The following is a 23937-nucleotide window of genomic DNA, read 5'->3' as shown; positions in this document are numbered from 1 at the left end:
GGTGTCGTTTCAGCGCGTTTTTGCAAGTTGCAGTACCTTGGCGCGATCCGCCACTCGTTCATCGACCGACGCGATGCCATCTACCCGACAACTCCATCTCGGCGCGTTCATGCGCCCGGTCAGCCTGCATACCGGTGCATGGCGCTTCCCCGGTTCGTATCCCGACGCCAATTTCAGTTTCAGGCACATAAAACGGTTCGTGCAGACGCTCGAACGAGCCTGCTTCGATGCGTTCTTCATGGCCGATCACCTCGCCGTGCTCAACATGCCCGTGGAGGCGTTGAAGCGCAGCCATACCGCGACTTCTTTCGAGCCGTTCACGCTGCTGTCCGCGCTCGCTTCCGTGACCGAACGCATCGGGCTGATCGCGACGGCGTCGACCACGTTCGACGAGCCGTATCACATCGCGCGGCGTTTCGCGTCGCTCGATCATCTGAGCGATGGGCGCGCGGGCTGGAATCTCGTCACCACATCGAATCCCGATGCGGCGCGCAACTTCGGCCGCGAAGAGCATATGGAGCACGACGAGCGCTATCGCCGCGCGCACGAGTTCTACGATGTCGTGACAGGCCTCTGGGATAGCTGGGCCGACGACGCCTTCGTGCGCGACACCGAAAGCGGCCTGTTCTTCGATCCGGAGAAGCTGCACGTGCTCGATCACAAGGGCGCGTATCTGTCGGTGCGCGGGCCGCTGAACATCGCGCGCCCGGTGCAGGGCTGGCCGGTCGTGGTGCAGGCGGGATCGTCGGAAGCGGGGCGGCAGCTCGCCGCCGAAACCGCCGATGCTGTCTTCACCGCGCAACCGAATCTCTCGGCGGGCAAGCGCTTTTATGCCGATGTCAAAGGCCGCATGGAGCGCGTCGGCCGCGCGCGCGAGCATCTGAAGATTCTGCCGGGCGCGTTCGTCGTGGTGGGCGATTCGCGCGACGAAGCGCAGGAAAAGCGCGCGCTGCTCGATACCTTCGTGCATGACGACAGCGGCTTCGCGTCGCTCTCGATCGCGCTCGGCCACGATGTTTCATCGTTCGATCCGGATGGCCCCTTGCCCGAGATTCCGGACACCAACGCGAGCAAGAGCGCGCGCGAGCGCGTGATCGAAATGGCGCGCGCCGAAGGCCTCACCGTGCGACAACTGGCGCAGCGTGTCGGCGGCTATTCGGGCTTGCAGATGGTCGGAACCGCGACGGATATCGCGGACCAGATGGAGCAGTGGCTCGTCGAGGAAGGCAGCGACGGGTTCAACGTGATGTTCCCGTATCTACCCGCCGGCCTGGACGATTTCGTTACGAAGGTGGTGCCCGAGTTACAGCGGCGCGGCATCTTCCGGCGGGCTTACGAAGGAACGACGTTGCGGGAACATCTCGGCTTGCCGAGGCCCGGCAATCGCTTCTTCGAGCCTCGGTGATCGGCGCGCCCGCGCTCAAAACGTGCGGCCTTCCACCAGATGCGTCTTCACGTCGTTAAGCACGTAATCGCCGATAACCCGCGCCTTGTGATGCAGCGGGTTATGGCTGAAGATCGTGCGCAGATTGCGCCAGTGCCGGTCGAAGTTATGCTTGCGCGAAGTCGCCGATGCGCCGCCCGCATCGAAGAGCCGCTCGCCCGCCTGCAACGCGAGTTTCCCCACGACGATCTGCGTGCGCGCCGTGGCCAGCGCGCTTTGCAGCACGAGTTCGTCCGCGTCGGCATCGCCGTGCAGGATCGCGTCCGATGAACGGCCGAGCGTGCGCGCGTTCTCGCGCACCAGCACGTCGATGGTGTGGCTCAGCGCCGACAGTTCGCCGACGACCTGCTGGATGAAGCCGTCCTCGCGAGCGCTCGGCGCGCTGGAATGCATCACCGGGCGGCCGTGTGCAGTCACGTAGTTGCGCGCATCGGAAACGATATTGCGCACGATGCCCGCCGCGACCGCGACCAGATGCAACTGGCGATACGCGCCGCCATGGCGGCCGACCAGCGAGCCATAACCTTTCTCGATAACTTCGGCGGGATCGACTCTGACGTTGTCGAACACGGTGCTGCCGCTCGCCGTCATGCGCTGGCCCATGCCGTCCCAGTCGTCGAGCACCTGAACGCCTTCGGCGCGCACGGGGATGATCGCGGTGACGCCTTTGCCCTGTTCATCGACGAGATTGGTGCGAACGAAGTCGGCATACGCGGTGCCCGTGGTGTAGTACTTCTTGCCCGTCACGCGGAAATGATCGCCTTCGCGCCGCAGCACGGTTTCGATCTCGCCCGCGCGCGCCGTGCCTTGCTCGCCCGACGCGCCACCGAATAACGCGCCCTCGGCGATGCGGCTTATCTGCCGGTCGTGAAAGGGCGTGCGCGGCGCGAGTCGCAACGATTCGACCACATCGAAATGCACGCGCAGCGCATGCGCGACGTTCGACTCGTTGGCGGCGAGCGTCGTGATGACGTGGATCGCGTCTTCGAGCGTGCCGCCGAGACCGCCGCGCTCGACGGGAATGCGCAACGCGCCGAGACCGGAGCGGCGGAATGCGTCGAAGGCCGCGAACGGCAATTCGCGGCGGATCTCGCGCTGCGCGGCGTCGACGCCGATTTCTTCGGCCAGCGCGGGAAGGGCGGCCAGTGCTTCGTGGTATCGGGTCGTGCTCATGGTCTGTATGTGCAAAAGAAAAGTTATCGGCGAAATGCCGCGCCGGGATGACGCTCGTTCAGGCGGCCGCCCGCGCCGCCGAGCTTTTCGCGCAAGGTGCCCGGCGCGTAAGCGGTCTTGTAGCGGCCGCGCGCCTGCAACTCGGGCACGATGAATTCGGCGAAATCCTCGTAGGCTTCGGGCGTGACCGCGTAGCTCAGGTTGAAGCCGTCGATGCCGGTTTCATCGACCCATTCTTCAAGCGCGTTCGCCACTTCATCGGGCGCGCCGACGAACACCGGCCCGCGCCCGCCGATCGCGTTGTGCAACGCGAGTTCGCCCACCGTCCACACGCGTTCCGGATCGAGCTTCGTGAAGCCTTCGAGCGCGGACGAAGTGCCCGCGTCGAGCTGCATGTAGCGGATCGGCTCGTCGGGATCGTAGGTCGAGAAGTCGATGCCGGTCCAGCCCGAGAACATCGCGAGCGCCGCTTCCGGGCTCACGTAGCGGCGATAGTCCTCGTACTTGTCGCGCGCCTCCTTCGACGTGCGGCCGGTGATGATCGTCGCCATCGTGAAGAACTGAATATCGCGCGCATCGCGGCCGGCTTTCACCGCTTCGGCGCGCGTGCCGCTCACGACCGGCGTGAGCACCTTCTTGCTCGGCCCGCTCAGATAGATGCCTTCGGCATGACGTCCCGCGAAGCGCTGCCCGCGCGCCGACGATCCCGCCTGGAACAGCACCGGCGTGCGCTGCGGCGAGGGCTCGGTCATGTGGATGCCCTGCACCTTGAAGTACTTGCCTTCATGTTCGACGCGATGCACCTTCGACGGATCGGCGAAGATGCCGCTTGCCGTGTCGCGCACGCTCGCGCCGTCTTCCCAGCTGCTTTCCCATAGCTTGTAGACGACGTCCATGTACTCGTCGGCGATGTCGTAGCGTTCGTCGCGCGACGCGATGCCGTCCTTGCCGAGCACTTTCACGCTGCTCTGCGCGAAGCCCGTCACGATGTTCCAGCCAATGCGCCCGCGCGTCAGATGATCGAGCGTCGACATGCGGCGCGCGAACACGTAGGGCGGTTCGTGATTGGCGTTGCTTGTCACGCACAGGCCGAGATCGCGCGTGGCGTAGGCCATCGCGGAGAGCGCCATCACCGGGTCTTGCTTGGGCACCTGCGCGCCGTGACGCAACGCGGTGTCGATGCTGCCGCCATAGACATCGTTCACGCCGATGCTGTCGGCCATGAAGAGCGAATCGATCAGCCCGCGTTCGAGCGTCTTCGCAAGATCGACCCAGTAATCGAGCGTGTTGTACTCCAGAGAGCGGTCGCGCGGATGCCGCCACATGCCCGGCGAATGATGCACCGGGCTATGCAGCGCGAACGCGTTCACGCGGATTTCCTTCTTCGCCCGAGGCGTTGCATGGCTCATAGAAAAGGCTTGTCTCCATTGATCGTCACGCGATAACCCGAGCGCACTTCCGGGTAGTAGTCCCACACGGCCAGATGCTGCACGGCGCGGTTGTCCCAGAAGGCGATCGAATGCGGCTCCCAGCGAAAGCGCACCTGAAATTCCGGCGACGCGAAGCGTTCGTACAAGAGACGCAGAATGCCCTCGCTCTCGGCGGCGGGCACGCCATCGATGTGCGTGGTGAAGTTCGAATTCACGAATACGCCCTTGCGGCCCGTCTCGGGATGCGTGCGCACGACCGGATGCGAGGCTTTCGGAAACGTCTTGCCGCTATCGTCGATGCCGCGCAGGCGGTTGCGTTGCCGGTAAGTCGGTTCGCCGTCGTGCGTGGCGGTCAGCGCTTCGAGATAGGTCCGCAAACCCGGCGACAGCGATTCATACACCGCATACGAGCTTGAGAAGAGCGTGTCGCCGCCGTGCGTGGGCAGCGTATGCAGATGCAGGATGCTGCCCATCGGCGGTTCTTCGTCGCATGAAACGTCGGAATGCCAGCGGTCGCCCGCGATGCGCTTCGTGGTCGCATCGCTATGGATCGGCAGGATTTCCGGATAACCGTCCGGGCCGGGGCTGTTCGGATGCACGTGCAGCGTGCCGAAGTGACGGCCGAGCGCCAGATGCTGGTCGAGCGTGATCGGCTGGTCGCGAAAGAAGACGACCTGATGCGCGAGCAGCGCGCGGCGCACGTCGGACACCTCGTCGGCGTTGAGCGGCCGCGTCAGATCGATGCCGCCGATCAGCGCGCCGATATGGCGCGTGAGCGGCTGCACGGTGATGGATGCGTAAGCGGTATCAAGCATGAGTGTGTTCCTCGATGGAAGCGGCGCGATGCGTGGCGGCGGGATGCGGCGCGGACAAATGCGCGTGACCTTCGCCGTACAGCTTTTCCCGCAACGTGCCCGCGCTGTAGGCTTGCTTATAGACGCCGCGACGCCGCAACTCGGGCACCACGAGATCGACGAAATCCTCGTGCGTGCCCGGCAGCAACGCATGACTGAGATTGAAGCCATCGACGCCGGTTTGCGCCTTCCAGCTTTCGAGCGCATCCGCGACTTCAGTGGGCGAACCGATGAACACCGGTCCCTTGCCGCCGATCGCATTGAAGATCGCCAGTTCGCCGATGGTCCACACGCGCTCGGGATCGGCGACGGTGAACGCCTCGATCGCCGACTGCATGCCTTCGCTCTTCACGTAGCGCAGCGGATCGTCGGGGCTGTACTTCGACAGATCGATGCCGCTCCAGCGCGAGAACAGCGCGAGCGCACCTTCGAGGCTCACGTGGCGCTGGATGTCCTGCCATTTCGCCTGCGCTGCTTCGGAAGTCGGCGCGACGATCACGGTCGCGAGCGAGAAGAACAGCACGGACGCCGGGTCGCGTCCGAGCGCGGCGGCGCGTGCGCGCACGTCGGCGACATCGCGCGCCACCAGATGCGCGGTCGGCGAACTGAGAAACACGCATTCGGCGTGACGCGCGGCGAACTCCTTGCCGCGCTTCGACGTGCCCGCCTGATAGAGCAGCGGCGTGCGCTGCGGCGAAGGCTCCGAGTAATGCGTGCCCTGCATCGAGAAGAAGCGGCCTTCGTGCCGGATTTCATGCACGCGCGCCGGGTCCGCGAACACGCGCGCTTCGCGGTCGCGCACCGCCGCGCCGTCTTCCCAGCTTTGCTCCCATAGCCGATAGACGATTTCCATGTACTCGTCGGCGAGATCGTAGCGCTCGTCGTGCGCACGCGCGTCGGGCTGGCCGATAGCGCGCGAGCCGCTTTGCCCGAAGCTCGTCACGATGTTCCAGCCGATGCGCCCGCGCGTCAGATGATCGAGCGTCGACATGCGCCGCGCGAACAGGAACGGCGCTTCGTAGCTCACGCTGCTCGTCACCGCGAAGCCGAGATGCTCGGTGACTTGCGCCATCGCCGAGACGAGCAGCAGCGGATCGAGCCGCGGAAATTGCAGGCCCCAGCGCACGCCGGCCGCGTTCGATCCGCCGTAGACGTCGTACTGGCTGATGCCATCGGCGAAGAAGAGCGCGTCGTAGCCGCCGCGTTCCGCCGTGCGCGCGAGATCGGTCCAGAGCGATAGCGAGTTGTAGTCGAGCGCGCGGTCTTGCGGATGCGCCCATAGTCCGGGCGACAGATGCGTCGGCGCGAAGGCCAGGAACGCGTTGATGCGAATCTCCTTCGACATGGCGAAAGTCCTTTATGCCTTCGAGGTGAGGGGAAAGTGGCACGTCACGCGATGCGTCGCCGTGAGACGCTGCATGGGCGGCGCCACGCTTTTGCAGATGTCGCGCGCGGCGGGACAGCGCGCGTGAAACACGCATCCGGCGGGCGGCGCGAGCGGCGACGGAATCTCGCCGCCGATCGTCCGCACGTCGGGCGCATCGGGTTCGGAGGCGGCGATCAGCGCGTGCGTGTACGGATGCGCCGCGCGCTCCACGATGTCCTCGCGCGTGCCTTGCTCCATGAAGCGGCCGAGATAGAGCACGCCGATATGGCTGCTCATGAACGCGATCACGGCGAGATCGTGCGAGATCAGCAGATAGCTCAAGCCGAGCGCGTCCTGAAGATCCTTCAGCAGGTTGAGAACCTGCGCCTGAATCGATACGTCGAGCGCGGAGACCGGTTCGTCGAGCACGAGAATCTCCGGCTCCAGCACGAGCGCGCGCGCAATCGCCACGCGCTGACGTTGCCCGCCGCTCAGTTCGCCGGGACGCCGGCGCTTGAATTCGGCGGGCAGGCCGACTTGCGCGAGCAGTTCGTCGAGGCGCTTTTGGAAGGCTTCGCGCGCGAAACCGCTCTTCTGGATGCGCAAAGGTTCGAGCACGATATCGCCGATGTTCATCTGCGGATCGAGCGAGCCGAACGGGTCTTGCAGCACGGCTTGCACGGCGCGTTGCCGCCAGCGCCGGTCGGCGTCGCGCGATTGTTTGCCGAACACGCGCTCGCCGAAGCGCACGTCGCCGCGCGTGGGCTCGTCCGCGCCGAGGATGATTTTCGCGAGCGTCGACTTGCCCGATCCCGATTCGCCCACGAGCCCGAATGTGCCGCCGCGCGGCAATGCGAAGGAGGCGTCCTCGACCGCGCGCAGCAGTTTCGGCCTGGCGAACAGGCCGCCGCGCACGGGAAAAACACGGCCGATATCCGAGACTTCGAGTGCGTTCATGATGCCGCCGTCGCGAGAAGAGCGTCGGCCGTTTGCGGGTCCGGCTCGGGATGCCAGCACGCGACGCCGCGATGTGCGTCGATGGCGCGCGTCGCCGGATAGGCGCTCAGGCAATCGGCTTGCGCGCGCGGGCAGCGCGGCGCGAAGCGGCATCCTTGCGCGATGCTGCCGGCGAGCGGCGGCTGACCCGGAATGACCGTGAGCCGATGCTGCAAATCACGCAGACGCGGCACCGCGCCGAGCAAGCCTTTCGTGTAGGGATGACGCGGCCGCGCGAACACCTGTTCTACCGGTCCTTGTTCGATGATGCGCCCCGCGTACATCACGGCGACGTCGTGGCAATAGCGGCGCACCAGATGCAGATCGTGCGTGACGAGCACGATCGCGGTGCCGCGTTCGGCCTGCACTTCGCGCAGGAGATCGAGAATCTGCAGACGCACGGTGATGTCCAGCGCGGTCGTCGGCTCGTCCGCGATCAGGAGACGCGGATTGCACGCGAGGTTCATCGCGATCGCCACGCGCTGACGCATGCCGCCGCTGAACTGATGCGGATAGCTGTTCAGGCGGCTTTCCGGCGCGGGAATGCGCACGCGCCGCAGCAGTTCGATGGCGCGCGCCTCGCGTTCGCTCCGGCTCGTTACGCCCTCGCGATACCGGAACATTTCGGTGATCTGCCGGCCGATCGTGAGCAGCGGGTTGAGCGAAGTCATCGGATCTTGCAGGATCATGCCGATCTCGCGCCCGCGCAACGCGTTGAGTTCGGCGGGCGTCTTCGTGCGCAAATCGTCGCCGTCGAACAGGATGCGGCCGCCCGCGATTTGCACGCCGCGCGGCGGCAAACCGAGCACGGAAAGGCACGCCACGCTCTTGCCCGAGCCGGATTCGCCGACCAGCCCGAGCGTGCGCCCGGCGCCCACGGCGAAGCTGACGCCATCGACGAGACGCGCGTGTTCTGTCTCCACCACGAGGTCATGAACGGTGAGCAGGCTCATCGCGATACTCCGTCAGCGCCGCGCTGCAACGACTCGCCGATGCGATTGCTCGACAGCACGGTTGCGATCAGCACGAGCCCCGGCAGCGCGGAAAGCCACCACGCGGTATCGAGATAATTGCGGCCATCGGCGATCATGCCGCCCCACGAAGGATCGGGCGGCTGCACGCCGAGGCCCACGAAGCTCAGCGCTGCCTCCATGAAGATCACGAGGCCGATGTCGAGCGTCAGCAGCACCACGAAGGTATTGCGCACGTTGGGCAGCAGATGGCGCAGCACGACATGCAAGGGCGTCGCGCCGGCGAGCTTCGCGATCAGGATGAAGTCGCGCTCTCGCAGGCTCAGCGCCTCGGCGCGGATGATGCGCGCGAAGCGTCCCCAGTTCGCGAGCGTCACCACGATGACGATGTTCGTCATGCTCGGCCCGCAGATGCCGACGATCAGCATCGCGAGAAACACGGGCGGCAATGCATATTGCGCATCGACGATACGCATGAGCGTGGCATCGAAACGTCCGCCGATGTACGCCGACATGAGGCCCGCGATCGCGCCGAAGAAGCCCGCGAGCAGCACCGCGCAGAACGCGATGGCGAGCGAGATGCGTCCACCATAGAGCGTGCGCGTGAAGACATCGCGGCCCATCTGATCGGTGCCGAACCAGTGATGCCAGGTCGGCGACTGGAGCGTGGCCGACAGATCGATCGCGTTCGGATCGACGTTCGAGAGCAGCGGCGCGCACGCCGAGCCCGCGACGATGACGACGAGCATCGCGCCGAAAATCGCGATGCGTCTGTCGCGCGGCAAGAGGAATCGGGCGCTCATTGCCGGTACCGGATGCGCGGATCGACGAGCGCATAGAGCACGTCGACCGCGAGATTGATCGAGACGAACAGCAGCACCGACACGATCACGGCGGCCTGCACCACGGTGAAATCGAGCGTGCTGATGGCTTCGACCATCAGGCTGCCGAAGCCGGGCCACGAGAACACCGTTTCGATCGCCACCGCGCCGCCGATCAGCACGCCGAATTGCGAGGCCGTGAACGCGACGATAGGCAGCGCCGCATTGCGCAGCGCATGCGTGCCGATGACCACGTGCGCGGGCAGCCCCTTGATGCGCGCCATGCGTATGTAATCGGCTTCGAGCACGGTGAGCATGTTGGCGCGCGTGAGCCGCGCAATGCCCGCGGCGGAGTACCACGCGAGCGCGCACACCGGCAGGATCAGATGACGCCAGGAGCCGTGTCCGCCGGTCGGCAGCCAGCCCCATTGCACGGAGAAGAGGCGGATGAGCAACAACGCGACGAAGAAGGGCGGCGCGGCCTGCCCGAGCACCGCAAAAATCGACGCGAGGCGGTCGATCCACGTGCCCCTTCGCACCGCCGAGACGACGCCCAGCGACAGCCCTATGATCAACGCGAGCGCCAGCGAAATGCCGACCAGCAACAGGCTCGACGCGAGCCGGCTCAGCGCCATCGAGAGCGCGGGCGCGCCGAAGTGAAACGAGTTGCCCATGTCGCCGCGCAACATGCCTGCCAGAAAGCGCGCGTACTGCAGCGGCACGGGATCGGCGAGACCGAGCTGTTCACGAAAGAGCTGACGATCGGCTTCGGTGGCTTCGGGCGGCATCAGCAGATACGCGGGATCGCCGACCATGCGCACGAGCACGAAGATCAGCACCGACATCAGCCACACCGTGAACAGTGCGGAACCGAGGCGGCGCGCAAGATAGGCGGGCATCGCTCAGTTACCGGCCACCGCTTGCGGCGCCCACTGGATCGTGCGAAAGTTGAGGAAACCGCCGCCTTGCTGCGGCTGCCATTGCAGCGTCTTCTTCTTCGCGTACACGTAAGTGAATTCGGAGATGAAGAACGCGGCGGCATCGTCATGAAGTTCGCGGCCGATCTTCTGGAACACTTCGCCGCGCTGCTTCGTGTCGCTCACGCGAGAGACGTCGGCGAGCAGCGCATCGACCTTCGGATTCGAATAGTCGGACCAGCTTCCCTCCGATGCGAACGCGCCGCCGATGGGATGCACCGGGTCATACAGCGCATTGGTGAACTGGCTGAGCGCGAGCGGCCCGGACGTGTGCGTGTTGTTCAGGCGCTGGAAGGTGGCATAGGTCAGGCGATTGAGTTTGACCTTGACGCCCACTTGCCCCCAGTAGGCCGCGATCGCTTCGGCGACGCCTTGCGGCATGTCGCCCTGAATGTTGAGCGTGGTGTCGAAGCCCTTCGGATAGCCCGCCTGCGCGAGCAGGGCGCGCGCCTTCGCGGGATCGTATGGATACGGCTTGATCGAACGATCCGCGCCGTACGGATAGTAGTTCGAGATCATCGTGCCGAGCGGTTCGCCCACGCCGTACAGCACGCTCTTGATGATCGCGTTGGTATCGATCGCGTAGCTGAGCGCCTGGCGCACCTGCACGTTGGAGAACGGCGAGTTCTTGTCGGTGGTGTAGACGCGCACGTAGACCGGCGACGCCACGCGGCTCTCGATCACGTCGAGCCCGCTTTCCTTCTTGAGCCGCGCGTAGTCCGAGAAGGGCAGCGCCACCGAGAGATCGACTTCGCCGCGCAGCACCGCGTTGACGCGGCTCGCCGGTTCCGTGATCGCGCGGAAGATCAGCGTCTTCACGCGCGGCTTCTCGCCCCAGTAATCGTCGAAACGTTCGAGCACGAGTTCGCTGCCGCCCGGCGCGAGCGACTTGAACTTGTACGGCCCGAGCGACACCGGCTTCTGTGCGAACGCATCGGGATTGGGCAGGCTCGCGAGATAGTCGCCCGGAATGATGTACAGATAGCCCGCGACCTTGTTGGCGAACGCGCCGTCGGCTTGCTTCAGTTTGAAGACGACGGTGAGATCGTCGGGCGTCTCGACCGAATCGACGACCGGCGCGAAGAACGGACGGCGGGTGCTCTTGCTGCGCGGATCGAGCACGTGCTCGAGCGATGCTTTCACGTCGCGCGAGCTCAGCGTTGCACCGTTATGGAACTTGACGTTGGGACGCAGCTTGTAGGTGAACACGCGCGCATCGGGCGAGACGGTCACGCTCGTCGCGAGGCGCGGCACGAGGTTGCCTTTCTGGTCGAAGCCGTAGAGCGTGTCGTAGATCTGCCAGCCGTAGCGCAGCGAGTCGCCGCTCACGGCAACGAGGCCGTCGAGGTTATAGAACTCCTTTTCGACGCCGATCACGACCGTGTCGCGATCGACGGCGGGCGCGGTGCTCGCCGCGCGTGCCGGTTCGGTGAAAGCGCCGGACAAGGCGGCGGCGAAGACCAGTCCGCGAAGGACTGACGAAAAGGTGCGCATAGGTTGGTCTGAGTGCCGGGCGAGGGAGCGCCCTCGTCTAGTTGGAGAAGCCTGCTTATGAATTGAACATGATGACGCGCGCGCGCCCGGATTCGAAGCGAGCAAAACATATATCGATATCAAGTCCGCGTTCAGGTCGATTCAAGTGTTCGTGATGAAGTATTTGAATCGGAATGCTAAGCATCATTGGATCGCCTGCCTTGCGCGCGTCGCCGGTCTCAGTGCCCCGCGAGCACCGCCTCGCGCTTCACCGCATGCCACGCATCGGGCCGATGCGAGCCGAACGCCAGCGCGAAATTCGACGCCTGCTGCCCCACGGTGACGAGTTGCTCGACGACCTTCGGGTCCGAACAATGCTCGGCGGTTTCGAAGCGCGTTTCCAGCGTGTTGACGGCGGCGCCGAAGGGCGTCGGCCATCCGCGTAGCGCGTGCACGATCGAGCGCAGCGACGTGAGCACCGTGCCCGCCGCCTGCCAGCCATAAGCGGTGACGATGCTGCCGACCGCGCGGCCATCGAGATAGGGACGCTCGTCGTCGCGCAACTCTTCGAGCGTGTCGAGCGCGTTTTTGACGAGACCGGAGATGCCGCCGTGGTACCCCGGCGTCGCGATGATGAGTGCATCGGCGTCGCGCACGGCTTCGATCAGTTCGCGCTGTGCATCGGTGAGATCGCGCGAATCGGGCGAGTAGTGCGGCAGGCTGTACAGAAACGCACCGCCGAACAGACGCACGCGCGCGCCGGATTGCTCGGCGCCTCGCAGCGCGAAACCCAGCGCGCGCTCGGTCGACGATACGGGACGGGTCGTACCGCCAATTCCGACCACGAGCGGCCGGCGAAAGGTTTCGATTCGGGACAAGTTGAACACTCCGGGCAAGGCGAGACGCCGCACGACGCGGTTATTCAGCGGGCGGCTAAGACGAATAATCATAGCCAGCCGGTTCAGGAAGCGGAACGCATGAATTGAGCTAAGGTTATGCGCGAATGGGCCTTCGCCGATTGGGGGCTCGCGGACGTTTCTCTCGAATCATTGGCGTTAGCGGCGCGTGCACATCCTGTGATTAGAGACGTACCTCGCCTGCCGACCCATCGCTGTCCGCTCCAACTGATCGTCCACGCCTCAAACGCGCCGCCGTCGCGACGGGAAACCATAAGGGTAAAATCGGCGCCCTGAGATCGGGCCAACGTCGCGGAGTGACTATGCCGAAAACCATGAAGTCGTCTGGCGGAAAAAGCACAGGCGCGAAAACGGATCACGTCCCGGCCGCGCGTACTGTGTCTCAGGCCGTTTCGGTCGTCGCGGAGACATTGCGCCGTTTGCTCACGGGCGAGAACGATTCGGAGTCGCTCGTCGTAACGATTGCCTATGAACTGGGCCTCGACATCATCGAAGGCCGGCTCGCGCCCGGCGACGATCTCAACTCGGTCGATCTCGCGCAGCGCTTCGCCATCAGCCGCACGCCGGTGCGTGAGGCGCTGGCGTTACTGGAAAAGCACGGTCTCGTCGAGGTTCTCCCGCGCCGCAGGCCCCGGGTTCGCGGGGTGAGCATCGAGGAACTGCGCAACATATACGAGATTCGCGCCGCCATGCATGCGCTCGTGTGCGAAATCGTGGCGCAGCGCGCGAGCGACGAAGACCTCGCGCTGCTCCGGCGCGGCTTCGAAGCGATGCGCGACGCCGCCGAAGCGGGCGACATTCATCGATACTTTCTCGCAAACATGACGTTCCACGAAACCGCGACGGACATTTGCCGCAATCCGATGTTGCAGCGATCGCTCGATATGCTGGGCCTCACCACATTCAATCTGCGCTATCAATCGCTGTCGCAATCGGGACGCGTCAAGCGATCGCTCGAAGATCACTGTCTTCTTATGCGCGCCTTCGAGGATCGCAATCCGACGCTCGCGTCCGCCATCATCCGCAACAACATTCAGACCGCCCTGAAGGTGCTGGAGCAAAGCTTCAACAAGTAGGCGCGCCGACGTGCCAATCGCAAAGTGTGTACAGCGCGATGCCAAAGTGTATCCGCGACCGAAATAGTCATCGCGGTATGCGGCAGATTCATGCTTTAATCGCGTTTAAGTGTACACACTTACGACGCGGAGGAGCTTGATGAAGCAATACGAAACGCTGCTGCTGAAAAAGGACGAACACGTCCTGACGATCGTCCTGAACCGGCCCGGCGCGGGCAACGCGCTGAATACGCAGATGCTCACGGAGGTCGTCGATGCGCTGGCCTCGCTGTATGTCGATCCCGAAGACGTGCGTTGCATCGTGCTGACGGGCGCGGGCGAGAAGATTTTCTGCGCCGGCGGCGATCTGAAAGAGCGCAAGGGTATGAGCGAGGAGGCGTGGCGGCGCCAGCATGCCCTCACCGAACAGATGATGCGTCATTTGCAGGAGTGCCCGATTCCCGTCATCGCCGCGATCAACGGTGCGGCCTTCGGCGGCGGCTGCGAGCTGGCGGTCGCGGTCGATTTCGCCTACGCCAGCGAGACGGCGCGCTTCGCTCTGACCGAAGTGACGCTCGGCATCATTCCGGGCGCGGGCGGGACGCAGAACCTGCCGCGCGCCTGCGGCATCCGGCGGGCAAAGGAAATCGCGCTCACGGGGCAGCCGTTCTCCGCTCGGGAGGCGCTCGAATGGGGCGTGGTCAACAAGGTCTGTGCGCCCGACACGCTCATGGACGAAACGCTCGCCGTCGCGAGACGCATCGCCGATAACGCCCCGATCGCGGTTCGCCAGGCCAAGAAATCGCTGAACATGGCAACACAATCGGATTTGTCGACCGGATACCGGTTCGAGCTTGAGTCCTACTACCGCACGATTCCCACGCAGGACCGCGTCGAAGGCGTGCTCGCCTTCAACGAGAAGCGCAAGCCGCGATTCCAGGGTATGTAAGTCCACCGCCCGCATGACGGCGGCGCATCCTCGCGTCGTGCCGTCATGCGAAGTGTCCACACTTCATCGGCATTTCCCCTTATCGAAAATCTGTGACGACGCCCGGTCAGGCGCTGTCTCGCTCGCCGTATATGGCGTGAGCCTGTATTTCCGCGTATGGGCTTATCATTGCCGTGCGAATCAAAGTGTCGACAGAAGCATTGACACGGACGATAAACGGCGTACTATCGCTTCTCAGCAAGCCGAAGTGTCGACACTTTGAATCTAAACCGGACGCACAGGCCGACGAGCAGAGAAGCGATGACCTTATCTTCCGAAAACCGCGATAGCCGACGCCACGACGACCCCGCGCCCGCGCTGAACGGCGTGCGCATCCTCGACCTGTCGATGTTTCTCGCCGGGCCGTTCTGCACCCAGCAACTCGCCGATCTCGGCGCGGAGATCATCAAGATCGAACCGAAGACCGGCGACTCGACGCGCGTGCTGCCGCCGCATTTTCATAACGGCGAAAGCCTTTATTTTTTGAGCGCGAACCGTTCGAAAAAGGGCATGGTCCTCGACCTCTCGCAGACCGAGGGACGCGAGATCCTGTACCGGCTCGCGGCGAATGCCGACGTGGTGGTGGACAACTTTCGCCCCGGCGTCACCAGGAAGCTGGGCGTGGATTTCGCCACGCTCTCCGAAATCAATCCGCGCATTATCTGCTGCTCGATTTCGGGCTATGGACAGGATGGCCCGTATGCGAAGCGTCCGGCCTACGACATGATCGTCCAGGCGCTGTCGGGCGGCATGAGTTTGACGGGCGAGCCGGGCGCGCGCGCGGTGCGCGCGGGCATTCCCATCGGCGATATTTGCGCGGGTCTGCATGCCGTGATCGGGATTCTCGCGGCGCTCCGGGAGCGCGAACAGTCGGGCAAGGGCCAGTTCATCGATATTTCGATGCTCGACGTGCAGGTGGCGATGCTCTCCTATCAGGGCGTGTATCACCTGTTCTCGGGAGACGTGCCTGGCCGCCAGGGCCGAGGTCATGCGTCGATCCCGACCTACGCGTCCTTCGAGGCCGCCGACGGAGATGACGTGCTGATCTGCGCCAACACGGAAAAGATGTGGCAGGCGCTCTGCGACGTGCTCGAACTGCCGGAGCTGCCCGCCGACCCGCGCTTCGTCACCAACGAACTGAGACACGCGAATCGCGACGCGCTGGAGCCACTGCTGACGCAGGCGTTTGCCGGCCGCACGCGCGACGATTGGCTCGCGCGCCTGAACGAGAAGGGCGTGCCGTGCGCGCCGGTGAATTCCGTCGCGGATGCGCTTGCCGATCCGCAGGTGCGTCATCGCGACATGGTGCATCCGCTGACGCACCATCTCGGCGGTGAGATCGAGGTGCTCGGCAATCCGATCAAGCTGTCGCGCTCGCCATGTGGCGTGTTTCGTAGCCCGCCGCTGCTTGGTCAGCATACCGAAGAGATCATGCGCGAGCTGGCGTATGCCGCCGATGAAATCGGCAGCTTGAGGGCGCGCGGCGTCATCGCCTAGCCCATCGCGCGACCGCGAAGCAGATACAGACAAATCACTTCAAAGAGGAAGACGACATGGAATTCGAGACACCCATCGTTCCGCGCGCGAATGACCGCCTGTCAGCCGACTATCTCCGGTTCGACGGCGCGGGCGCTCATCTCGTCGGGCAGCGCTGCGAAGCGTGCGGCATGCAGCTTTTCCCCAAGACCGGCGTGTGTCCCGGCTGCCAGTCGGAGCATCTCACCGATGTCGCGCTGCCGCGAAATGGCACGCTCTATAGCTGGTCGGTCGTGCATGTCGCGCCGAAACCGTGGGTGACGCCTTACGTGATCGGCTATGTCGATTTGCCGGACGACGTCCGTGTGTTCGCGCATATCGGCGGCGATCCGCAGGCGCTCAGCATCGACATGCCCGTGAGCCTGCACGCGGCCCCGACCGTCGCGGAAGAACGCGAGCCCGGCACGCCGCTCTTCACCTTCAACCCTGTCTCGACGGAGAACTCGTGATGCGTAAAGTCTCAGTGATCGGCACGGGCATGATCAAGTTCGGTAAATATCCCGATGTGAGTCTCGCCGATCTCGGCTGGCCCGCAGTGAAGCAGGCCATCGCCGATGCCGGCATCGAGGCGCGCGATATCGACGCGCTTTTCTGCGGCACCGGTCTCGGCGGCCCGATGCCCGGCCAACGCATCTTCGGGCGTCTCGGCATCGCGGGGCTGCCGATCATCAACGTCGAGAACGCGTGTTCGAGCGGTTCGTCCGCGCTGAGCCTCGGCTATACGGCAATCGCGAGCGGACGCTACGACGTCGTCATGGTGATGGGCGTCGAGAAGCTGACGAAGTTCAACGGCGGCACGATTCCGCTGGAAAAAGAGGACTGGGAAGTCAGCAACGGCCTCGTGATGCCGGCGCTCTACGCGATGCGCGCGCGCCGCTATATGCACGACTTCGGCCTAACAAAGGAACAGCTTGCGAGTGTCGTCGTGAAATCGCGTCGTCATGCGGCGTTGAACCCGGACGCCCAGTTGCGCAAGGAGACCACCGCCGAGGAAGTGCTCGCGTCGCGCATGATCGCCGATCCCTTCACGCTGTTCCAATGCTGCCCGACCGGCGACGGCGCCGCGGCGATCGTCCTGTGCGCGAGCGACCTCGCGCGCAAGTACAGCGACCGGCCGGTGAACGTGGCCGCCTCGCATGTCGCGTCGGGCGTGTTCGAAGGCGGCTTCCGCGACATGACGAGTCCCGAGATCACCGTGCGCTGTGCAAACGACACGTACGAAGAGGCGGGCATCGGGCCGGATGACATCGACGTGGCCGAAGTTCACGATGCCTTCACGAGCGCCGAGTTGATGTATTACGAAGCCTTCGGTTTCTGCAAGCGCGGCGAGGCGGCGCAATTTCTGCAAAGCGGCGCAACATCGCTGGGTGGACGCATTCCGGTGAATCCGAGCGGCGGCTTGCTGTCGAAGGGACATCCGGTGGCGGCGACCGGCGCGGCGCAGGTCGTCGAAGTAGTGCGGCAGCTTCAGGGACGCTGCGGCGGCCGGCAGGTGCAGAACGCAAAGGTCGGATTGACGCACGCGACCGGCGGCGGCATCAGCGGCTTCGATCACGGCGTATGCGCCGTGCATATCTTCACGGTCTGATCATGCCAGTCGACGCGATGGAACTGCATTGCCGCATTCGGGGAACGGGCCGCGACATGGTGCTGCTGCATCCGGCGGGGCTCGATCACGCCGCGATGGACGCGCTCGCCGTGCTCGCGGCTCGCACGCATCGCGTCGTGTCGATGGATCTGCGTGGGCACGGTGCATCGCCCGATGCGCGGCCGGGCGCGTCGATCGACGAATATGCCGATGATGTCCACGCGACGATGGCGCGCCATTGCGAAGGCCCCGCCGTCGTGCTCGGCGTGTCGCTGGGCGGCATGATCGCGCAGGCGCTGGCGTGGCGGCATCCGGAGTCGGTGTCCGCGCTGGTGTTGTGCGCCTGCACCGCGACGTTTCCCAAGGAAGTGCGCGACATCCTGCGCGAACGCGGGCGCGTGGCGGAGCGCGACGGCATGAGCGCGGTGATCGAGCCGACGCTCGACCGCTGGTTCACGCAGGGCGGGCGGCACGGACCGTTCGCGGACCACGCGCGCGAGCGCTTGATGAGCGATCGCGTATCGAACTGGTCAGCGACATGGCAGGCAATCGCCATGCACGACATGTTGCCGAAGCTGGACGCGCTCACGGCGCTGACGCTCGTCGTCGCCGGTGAATCCGACGCCGCGACGCCGCTCGCCGCGACGCGCCAGCTCGCCGATGCCATCCCCGGCGCGCGCTGGCTTGCGTTGCAAAACGCACCGCACATGATGCAGATGGAAAACAGCGCGGCGCTCCATGCAGCGGTGATGCGCTTCCTCGCCGATGCGACCGGCGACGAGCGGACGGCATCGGCGGAGGCATCGTCATGAATCTTGTCAGGCGGCCTCGCGCGCCTCTTCATCACGCGCTGCACGCGGCATCCGCGAATCTGCCGACGCTTCTGCTGATTCATCCCCTCGGCGCGGACCACACGTTCTGGGACGCGTGCATCGATGTGTGGCGTGGCCGAATCGCGTGTCTCGCGTGCGATCTGCGCTGCTCGGGCGCATCGCCGGGCGCGGACGAGCCGCCTTCGATCGACACGCACGTCGCCGATCTCGACGCGCTGCGCCTGTCGCTCGGCATCGCTTCGGTGGCGCCTGTGGGCTGCGCCATCGGCGCGATGATCGCCGCTGCTTATGCGGCCGCGCATCCCGAGGCAACGGAGGCGCTCGTGCTGTCGAACCCGGCGGCGCGCTCGTCCGAAGAAGCCGCGCGGCGTCTCACTGAGCGCGGGCGGCTCGTGCAGGCTGGCGGCATGCAGGCGATCATGCCGGCCGCCGTCGAGCGGCCCTTTCTCAATCAGACCGACGACGCGCGCCGTAGAAGCTATGCCGAGCGCTTCGCGCAACAGGACGCGGCGCGTTATGCGCAGTCGGTGCTGGGCGTCGTCGATGCCGACGTCCACGCCGAGCTTGCGGCGATCCGTTGTCCCGCGCTTGTCGTCGCGGGAGAACACGACGTATTGTTTCCTCCGGACGAAGCCCGGGCGGTGCGGGACCGCATTCCGGGCGCGCGTTACGTACGCTTCGACGGCGCGGCGCACTTCGTTCCTTACCAGATGCCGACGGCCTTTGCATCGGCGGTTCTCGACTTTCTCGCCGACGTCCCGCGCGACGAATCAACCGGAGCACTTCATCTTGAACAATAAGGGTTCGCTCATCGTGCTCGCGCATCCGGCGCCGCACTTCGAAGAAGAGTTCAACGCCTGGTACGACACCGAGCATCTGCCGGAGCGCATGGCCGTGCCGGGCTTCGAGGCGGCGCGCCGCTACGTGTGCATGTCCGGAAGCCGTTCCTATCTCGCCGTCTACGACATAGAGAGCTACGGCGTGCTCGAAAGCGAAGCCTACCTTGCGGTGTCTTTCGATCGATCGAGCCCGTGGACGAAGCGCGTGACGAGCCGCTCGCGGGTGCATCGCTCGGCGGGCGTGCAGATCTATCCGGGCAACGCGCTGACGCCCGCCGCCGCGCGCACGTTGATGCTGCGTTTCAGCGGGCTGGAACGCCATGCCGGCGAGGCGATCGTCGCGGGCATGCGGGCGAATTTCGAAGCACTTCCGCAAACCGTGCTGGTCCGCGTGTTCGCGCATGACACGGGCGCGGGCATCGATTTCATCGGTCTCGTGGATGCGCTCGGCCCGGTCGGCGAGATCATCGATCGCAAGCTGTTCGGCGATTACGCGAAGGCGCTCGATCTCGTGAACCTGTACGCGCCGTACTGACGACGAAAGTCGAAAAGCCCGCCAAAGTGTATACATAACGCAGGCGATTGAATTTAGGAAGCTCGCGTTCCGCACCAGAGAACGCGAGAACGTAGCAAACGGTAGAGAGCGTACGCGCGGCATCATTTCCCGGGTTTTCATGGAGCGCGTATTGAATTTTCTTAGTGTACACACTAAGACGCGAGCGGCAGCAACCTTCACCATCGAAGTCACATGCACAGCCACATGAATCCTTCATCCGAGAATCAGACATCCGCGAACGAAGCAAAGCCGCTGGAAGGCATTCGCGTCGTTTCGCTCGAACACGCGCTGGCCGCGCCGCTTTGCACACGTCATCTCGCCGATCTCGGCGCGGAGGTCATCAAGGTCGAGCGCATCGACGGCGGCGACTTCTCGCGCGGCTACGACACCTACGTGCTCGGCCAGTCGACGTACTTCGTGTGGCTGAATCGCGGCAAGCGCAGCCTCGCGCTCAACGTCAAGACCGAAGGCGGCCGGTCGGTGCTCGACCGCCTCGCGGCGTCGGCGGACGTGCTCGTGCAGAATCTCGCGCCCGGCGCGGCCGAACGCGCGGGACTCGGATACGAGCGGCTCAAGTCCATCAACGAACGGCTGATCGTGGCCGACATCTCCGGCTACGGCGACCGCGGCCCGTTCGCGGACAAGAAGGCCTACGACATGCTGATCCAGGCCGAATCCGGGCTCATCAGCATCAACGGCGCGGCGGATACGCCGGCGCGCGTCGGCATCTCCGTCGCTGATCTCGCGACCGGTCTCTATACGCAGAACGCGATTCTCGCGGCGCTCATCCGTCGCGGCAAAACCGGCCGCGGCAGTCACGTGCAGGTGGCGATGCTCGACGCGCTCGCCGAATGGATGCATTACCCGATGTACCGCCACGCGTACAACCAGAGCGTGATTCCGCGCCAGGCGATGAACAACCCGTGGATCGCGCCATACGGCGGACACGCCACGCGCGACGGCGCGGTGGTCTTCAGCGTGCAGAACGAGCGCGAGTGGCGCAGCTTCTGCGAACTCGTGCTCGGCATGCCGGAGTTGACCCATTCGGACGCGTACGGCTCGAACAGCCGGCGGATCGCGCATGTCGCGGAACTGACCGCGCTGATCGAAGCGAAATTCGCGGATCTGTCGTCGCTCGACGTGGTCGCGCTGCTGGACCGCGCGGGCATCGCCAACGGCCGGCTGAATGCGCCGAAGGATCTCTGGGAGCACCCGCAACTGAGCGCGCGCGACCGCTGGCGAGAGGTCGGCATTCCCGGCGGCGGCACGATTCAGGCGCTGCTGCCGCCCGCGATCTTCGACGGCTTCGAAGCGGTGATGGGCCCGGTTCCCGCGCTCGGGCAAGACACGCAGCACGTGCTGTCGGAACTCGACTTCAGCGCGCAACAGATCGAAGCGTTGTACGCCAGCGGCTCGGCGATGCAGTACGCGGACGACGCCCCGGCGCGGGCCGCCGCGCTTCAGCAGCCGAACCGCGAAGCGATTGAATCCAGCAGTGCCCTGACAAACGAAACGATGGAGACCCGGAGATGAAAAAGGAAAGTTGGACAGGCAGATTTTTCGAAGACTTCACGGTCGGCGACGTGTACGACCATCCGCTGGGCCGCACGGTCCTCTCGGCGGACAACACCTGGTTCACGCTGCTCACGCAGGCGCCGGCGCCGATCCACTTCGATCATTGCTACGCGGCGCAGACGCAATGGGAAAAGCCGATCGTCAACTCGACGTTCACGCTCGCGCTCGTGACGGGGCAGAGCGTCACGGACCTCTCGCAGAATGTGTTCGCGAATCTCGGCTGGGATCAGGTGCGTCTGCCGAAGCCGGTTTTCGAGGGCGACACGATCTATTCCCGCTCCGAAGTGCTCGAACTGCGCGATTCGGAATCGCGTTCCAACGTCGGCATTTTGAAAGTGAAGACGATCGGCTTCAACCAGCACGGCACGGTCGTCATCAGCTTCCTCCGGACGATGATGATTTTCCGTCACGGCCAGGGTCCGAAGATTCCGCACCCGAACGTCGAATCCGTTGCTTGACATGTCGTACCACGGCGCGCGGGCGCGCGCCGCCTAAACATAGCGATCAACGCTAGCAGGCGAAAGGAGACAAGCATGTGGAAGTTCCTCAAAGCCGCCATTCTGATGGCGGTCTGCGCGGCCAGCGCAGTGGCGGCAGCCGAGTACCCGGATCACCCCATCAAGCTCATCATTTCGAACGCGCCGGGCGGCGGCACCGACATCACCGGTCGAATCATCGCGGAAGGTCTCAGCAAGAAGCTCGGGCAGGCGGTCGTCGTGGAGAATCATCCGGGCGCGGCGGGCATCATCGGCGACGGCATCGCGGCGAAAGCGCCGGCCGACGGCTACAGCATCCTTTACGACTCGGCATCGTTTACGGTCAATCCGGCGATTCGCAAGCTGAGCTACGACCCGGTCAACGACTTCATTCCGCTGTCGCTCTCGGTCACTCAGCCCAACGTGCTGGTCGTCGCGGCCAGTTCGCCGATCAAGACGCTGCAGGACTACATTCAGGCGGCCAAGGATCATCCGGGCAAGATCACGTTCGGGTCGGCGGGCATCGGCACCGGACAGCACATGACGGGCGAACTGTTTCGTCAGCGTGCGCATGTCGACATCCTTCATGTTCCGTACAAGGCGGGCGCGGCCGTGTATGTCGATCTCATCGGCGGGCAGATCACGTCTTACTTCGCCAACCTCGGCTCGGCGATGGAATACATCCGCAGCGGCAAGCTGCGTGCGCTGGCGGTGACGTCCGCGCAGCGCAATCCGCGCCTGCCGAATGTGCCGACGCTCTCGGAATCGGGCTTCCCCGACTTCGTCGTGTACGAGTGGGCGGGCGCCTATGTGCCGAAGGGCACGCCGCCCGCCGTCGTCGATCAGTTGTCGAAGGACTTCGAATCGGTCGTGCATCAGGAGCAGGTCAAGAAGGCGCTGGAAGTAGCGGGCGTCGATGTGGTGGGCAATTCGCCGACCGATTTCCGCAAGTTCCTCGACGAAGAGTTCAAGCGCTGGAACGACCTCGCGAAGGCCAACAACATCCGCGCGCAATGAAACCGTTGGCAGGCGTCGGCCATGCGAGCCGGCACGCATTTCAGGAGGCGAGTGCAGACGATGACGAGCAACGAAGTCAGCGTATGTGAAGTCGGGCCGCGCGACGGCCTTCAGATGGCCTCGGCGATCATGCCGACCGACGTGAAGCTCCGGTGGCTGCGCAGGCTCGGCGCGGCCGGCGTCCGCGAGATCGAAGTCGGCAGTTTCGTGCCGCCGAAGCTCGTGCCGCAAATGGCGGATACGGAAGAGATCGTGCGCGCGGCGTCGCAATGGATGCCCGAAGGGCTGTACGTGCTCGCGCCGAATCTCAAGGGCGCGCAGCGCGCACACGCGGCTGGCGCGCACGCGGTGATCGTTCCGGTGTCGGTGAGCGAGCGGCATAGCCAGGCGAACACGCGCAAGGGCACGTTCGAGCAGGTGGACGAAGTGCGGGCCATCGTCGAGTGGACGCGTGCGCAGACGCGTCGCATGCGAGTGGACGCCGGCTGCGCCACGGCCTTCGGCTGTTCGATGGAAGGCGCGATCCCGCTCGCGCGCGTGGTCGATGTGGCGAGCGGGCTCGCGCAGGCGGGCGTGGATGGCATCGCGCTCGCCGATACCGTCGGCTACGGCAATCCGGCGCAGGTACGCGAATGCGTGCGCGCGGTACGCGCTGCGGTCGGCCCGACGCTCACGAAGCTGCATCTGCACGACACGATGGGCCTCGGCCTCGCCAACGCGCTCGCCGGACTCGACGAAGGCATCCGCGAATTCGATGCATCGATGGCCGGACTCGGCGGCTGCCCGTTCGCGCCCGGCGCGTCGGGCAACATTGTGACGGAAGATCTCGTGTTCATGCTCGAAAGCATGGGCTTGCGAACGGGCATCGATCTCGAAGCGCTGATGGAAGCGCGCGCGTTTTTGCGCGAGGCTTTCTCATCGGAGCCGTTACGCGGAAGCGTCGCGCTGGCGGGCGTGCCGAAGACGTACCGGCGCGCCGCGTGAAGCCCGCAGGAACGTAGTGACCGAAGCGGACCGAAGCGGATCAAAGCCGGAACCGCGCAATGGAGGAG

The 23937-nt window shown here is 64.9% G+C and carries 23 protein-coding genes; 13 read left to right on the top strand and 10 right to left on the bottom strand.

Translation table 11 applies throughout. From position 1 onward, the window contains the following. Nucleotides 1-73: 73 nt before the first annotated feature. A complete protein-coding gene (locus AWB82_RS07230; protein ID WP_086966468.1) occupies nt 74-1405 on the top strand; it encodes an LLM class flavin-dependent oxidoreductase in 1332 nt (443 codons plus the stop codon). Between the two features lie 15 nt (nt 1406-1420). On the opposite strand, the gene AWB82_RS07225 is transcribed toward AWB82_RS07230, so the two are convergent. The 10 genes from AWB82_RS07225 to AWB82_RS07180 form a co-directional block, all read right to left on the bottom strand. Then, nucleotides 1421-2617: an acyl-CoA dehydrogenase family protein gene (locus tag AWB82_RS07225; protein ID WP_086966467.1), complete on the bottom strand. Its 1197-nt coding sequence runs from the start codon at nt 2615-2617 to the stop codon at nt 1421-1423. 23 nt (nt 2618-2640) lie between these two features. Continuing rightward, nucleotides 2641-4026 carry an LLM class flavin-dependent oxidoreductase gene (locus AWB82_RS07220; RefSeq protein WP_086966466.1) on the bottom strand — a complete coding sequence of 462 codons (1386 nt, stop codon included), beginning with the start codon at nt 4024-4026 and terminating at the stop codon, nt 2641-2643. Continuing rightward, complete coding sequence (locus AWB82_RS07215; RefSeq protein WP_086966465.1) at nt 4023-4862, bottom strand: TauD/TfdA dioxygenase family protein; 840 nt, start codon at nt 4860-4862, stop codon at nt 4023-4025. The genes AWB82_RS07220 and AWB82_RS07215 overlap by 4 nt, the downstream gene beginning before the upstream one ends. Continuing rightward, nucleotides 4855-6246, bottom strand: coding sequence for an LLM class flavin-dependent oxidoreductase (locus AWB82_RS07210; RefSeq protein WP_086966464.1), 1392 nt, complete (start codon nt 6244-6246; stop codon nt 4855-4857). The genes AWB82_RS07215 and AWB82_RS07210 overlap by 8 nt, the downstream gene beginning before the upstream one ends. A 12-nt stretch (nt 6247-6258) precedes the next feature. After that, nucleotides 6259-7224 carry an ABC transporter ATP-binding protein gene (locus AWB82_RS07205; protein ID WP_086966463.1) on the bottom strand — a complete coding sequence of 322 codons (966 nt, stop codon included), beginning with the start codon at nt 7222-7224 and terminating at the stop codon, nt 6259-6261. Continuing rightward, on the bottom strand, nt 7221-8216 hold the full coding sequence (locus AWB82_RS07200; RefSeq protein ID WP_086966462.1) for an ABC transporter ATP-binding protein: 996 nt from the start codon (nt 8214-8216) through the stop codon (nt 7221-7223). The genes AWB82_RS07205 and AWB82_RS07200 overlap by 4 nt, the downstream gene beginning before the upstream one ends. Then, nucleotides 8213-9037: an ABC transporter permease gene (locus AWB82_RS07195; RefSeq protein ID WP_086966461.1), complete on the bottom strand. Its 825-nt coding sequence runs from the start codon at nt 9035-9037 to the stop codon at nt 8213-8215. The genes AWB82_RS07200 and AWB82_RS07195 overlap by 4 nt, the downstream gene beginning before the upstream one ends. After that, entirely contained in the window at nt 9034-9954 is a 921-nt protein-coding gene (locus AWB82_RS07190; RefSeq protein ID WP_086966460.1) for an ABC transporter permease, read from the bottom strand. Before AWB82_RS07190 ends, AWB82_RS07195 begins: the two co-directional genes overlap by 4 nt. A 3-nt stretch (nt 9955-9957) precedes the next feature. After that, the gene (locus tag AWB82_RS07185) at nt 9958-11526 is read right to left on the bottom strand and encodes an ABC transporter substrate-binding protein (RefSeq protein WP_086966459.1); all 1569 of its coding nucleotides are present in this window, start codon (nt 11524-11526) and stop codon (nt 9958-9960) included. Nucleotides 11527-11744: 218 nt separating this feature from the next. Then, entirely contained in the window at nt 11745-12350 is a 606-nt protein-coding gene (locus AWB82_RS07180; protein WP_407642980.1) for an NADPH-dependent FMN reductase, read from the bottom strand. Nucleotides 12351-12799: 449 nt separating this feature from the next. Here AWB82_RS07180 and AWB82_RS07175 point away from each other — a divergent pair, with 449 nt between their 5' ends. The 12 genes from AWB82_RS07175 to AWB82_RS07120 all read left to right on the top strand — a co-directional run bounded on the left by AWB82_RS07175 (nt 12800) and on the right by AWB82_RS07120 (nt 23869). Further along, nucleotides 12800-13498, top strand: a complete 699-nt coding sequence (locus AWB82_RS07175; RefSeq protein WP_159462567.1) for a GntR family transcriptional regulator — start codon at nt 12800-12802, stop codon at nt 13496-13498. A gap of 139 nt (nt 13499-13637) precedes the next feature. Continuing rightward, the gene (locus AWB82_RS07170; RefSeq protein ID WP_086966457.1) at nt 13638-14426 is read left to right on the top strand and encodes an enoyl-CoA hydratase-related protein; all 789 of its coding nucleotides are present in this window, start codon (nt 13638-13640) and stop codon (nt 14424-14426) included. Nucleotides 14427-14726: 300 nt separating this feature from the next. Next, nucleotides 14727-15962 (top strand): CaiB/BaiF CoA transferase family protein, encoded by a 1236-nt coding sequence (locus tag AWB82_RS07165; protein ID WP_086966456.1) that lies wholly within the window; start codon nt 14727-14729, stop codon nt 15960-15962. A gap of 56 nt (nt 15963-16018) precedes the next feature. After that, nucleotides 16019-16450: a Zn-ribbon domain-containing OB-fold protein gene (locus AWB82_RS07160; protein WP_086966455.1), complete on the top strand. Its 432-nt coding sequence runs from the start codon at nt 16019-16021 to the stop codon at nt 16448-16450. Further along, nucleotides 16450-17589: a thiolase family protein gene (locus AWB82_RS07155; RefSeq protein WP_086966454.1), complete on the top strand. Its 1140-nt coding sequence runs from the start codon at nt 16450-16452 to the stop codon at nt 17587-17589. Before AWB82_RS07160 ends, AWB82_RS07155 begins: the two co-directional genes overlap by 1 nt. A 2-nt stretch (nt 17590-17591) precedes the next feature. Further along, a complete protein-coding gene (locus tag AWB82_RS07150; RefSeq protein WP_159462566.1) occupies nt 17592-18401 on the top strand; it encodes an alpha/beta fold hydrolase in 810 nt (269 codons plus the stop codon). Next, nucleotides 18398-19222, top strand: coding sequence for an alpha/beta fold hydrolase (locus AWB82_RS07145; protein WP_086966452.1), 825 nt, complete (start codon nt 18398-18400; stop codon nt 19220-19222). Before AWB82_RS07150 ends, AWB82_RS07145 begins: the two co-directional genes overlap by 4 nt. Next, a complete protein-coding gene (locus AWB82_RS07140; protein ID WP_086966451.1) occupies nt 19212-19796 on the top strand; it encodes a DUF4286 family protein in 585 nt (194 codons plus the stop codon). Before AWB82_RS07145 ends, AWB82_RS07140 begins: the two co-directional genes overlap by 11 nt. A 225-nt stretch (nt 19797-20021) precedes the next feature. Further along, on the top strand, nt 20022-21350 hold the full coding sequence (locus AWB82_RS07135; RefSeq protein WP_086966499.1) for a CaiB/BaiF CoA transferase family protein: 1329 nt from the start codon (nt 20022-20024) through the stop codon (nt 21348-21350). Further along, complete coding sequence (locus AWB82_RS07130; protein ID WP_086966450.1) at nt 21347-21850, top strand: MaoC family dehydratase; 504 nt, start codon at nt 21347-21349, stop codon at nt 21848-21850. The genes AWB82_RS07135 and AWB82_RS07130 overlap by 4 nt, the downstream gene beginning before the upstream one ends. 75 nt (nt 21851-21925) lie before the next feature. Next, nucleotides 21926-22885: a Bug family tripartite tricarboxylate transporter substrate binding protein gene (locus AWB82_RS07125; RefSeq protein WP_086966449.1), complete on the top strand. Its 960-nt coding sequence runs from the start codon at nt 21926-21928 to the stop codon at nt 22883-22885. A gap of 60 nt (nt 22886-22945) precedes the next feature. Then, entirely contained in the window at nt 22946-23869 is a 924-nt protein-coding gene (locus AWB82_RS07120) for a hydroxymethylglutaryl-CoA lyase (RefSeq protein WP_086966448.1), read from the top strand. Nucleotides 23870-23937 lie beyond the last annotated feature (68 nt).

Source organism: Caballeronia glebae, assembly GCF_001545035.1.
GTDB classification, from domain to species: domain Bacteria; phylum Pseudomonadota; class Gammaproteobacteria; order Burkholderiales; family Burkholderiaceae; genus Caballeronia; species Caballeronia glebae.
The sequence above is the reverse complement of the archived record's forward strand: the minus strand, read 5'-3'. Positions and strand labels throughout refer to the sequence as shown.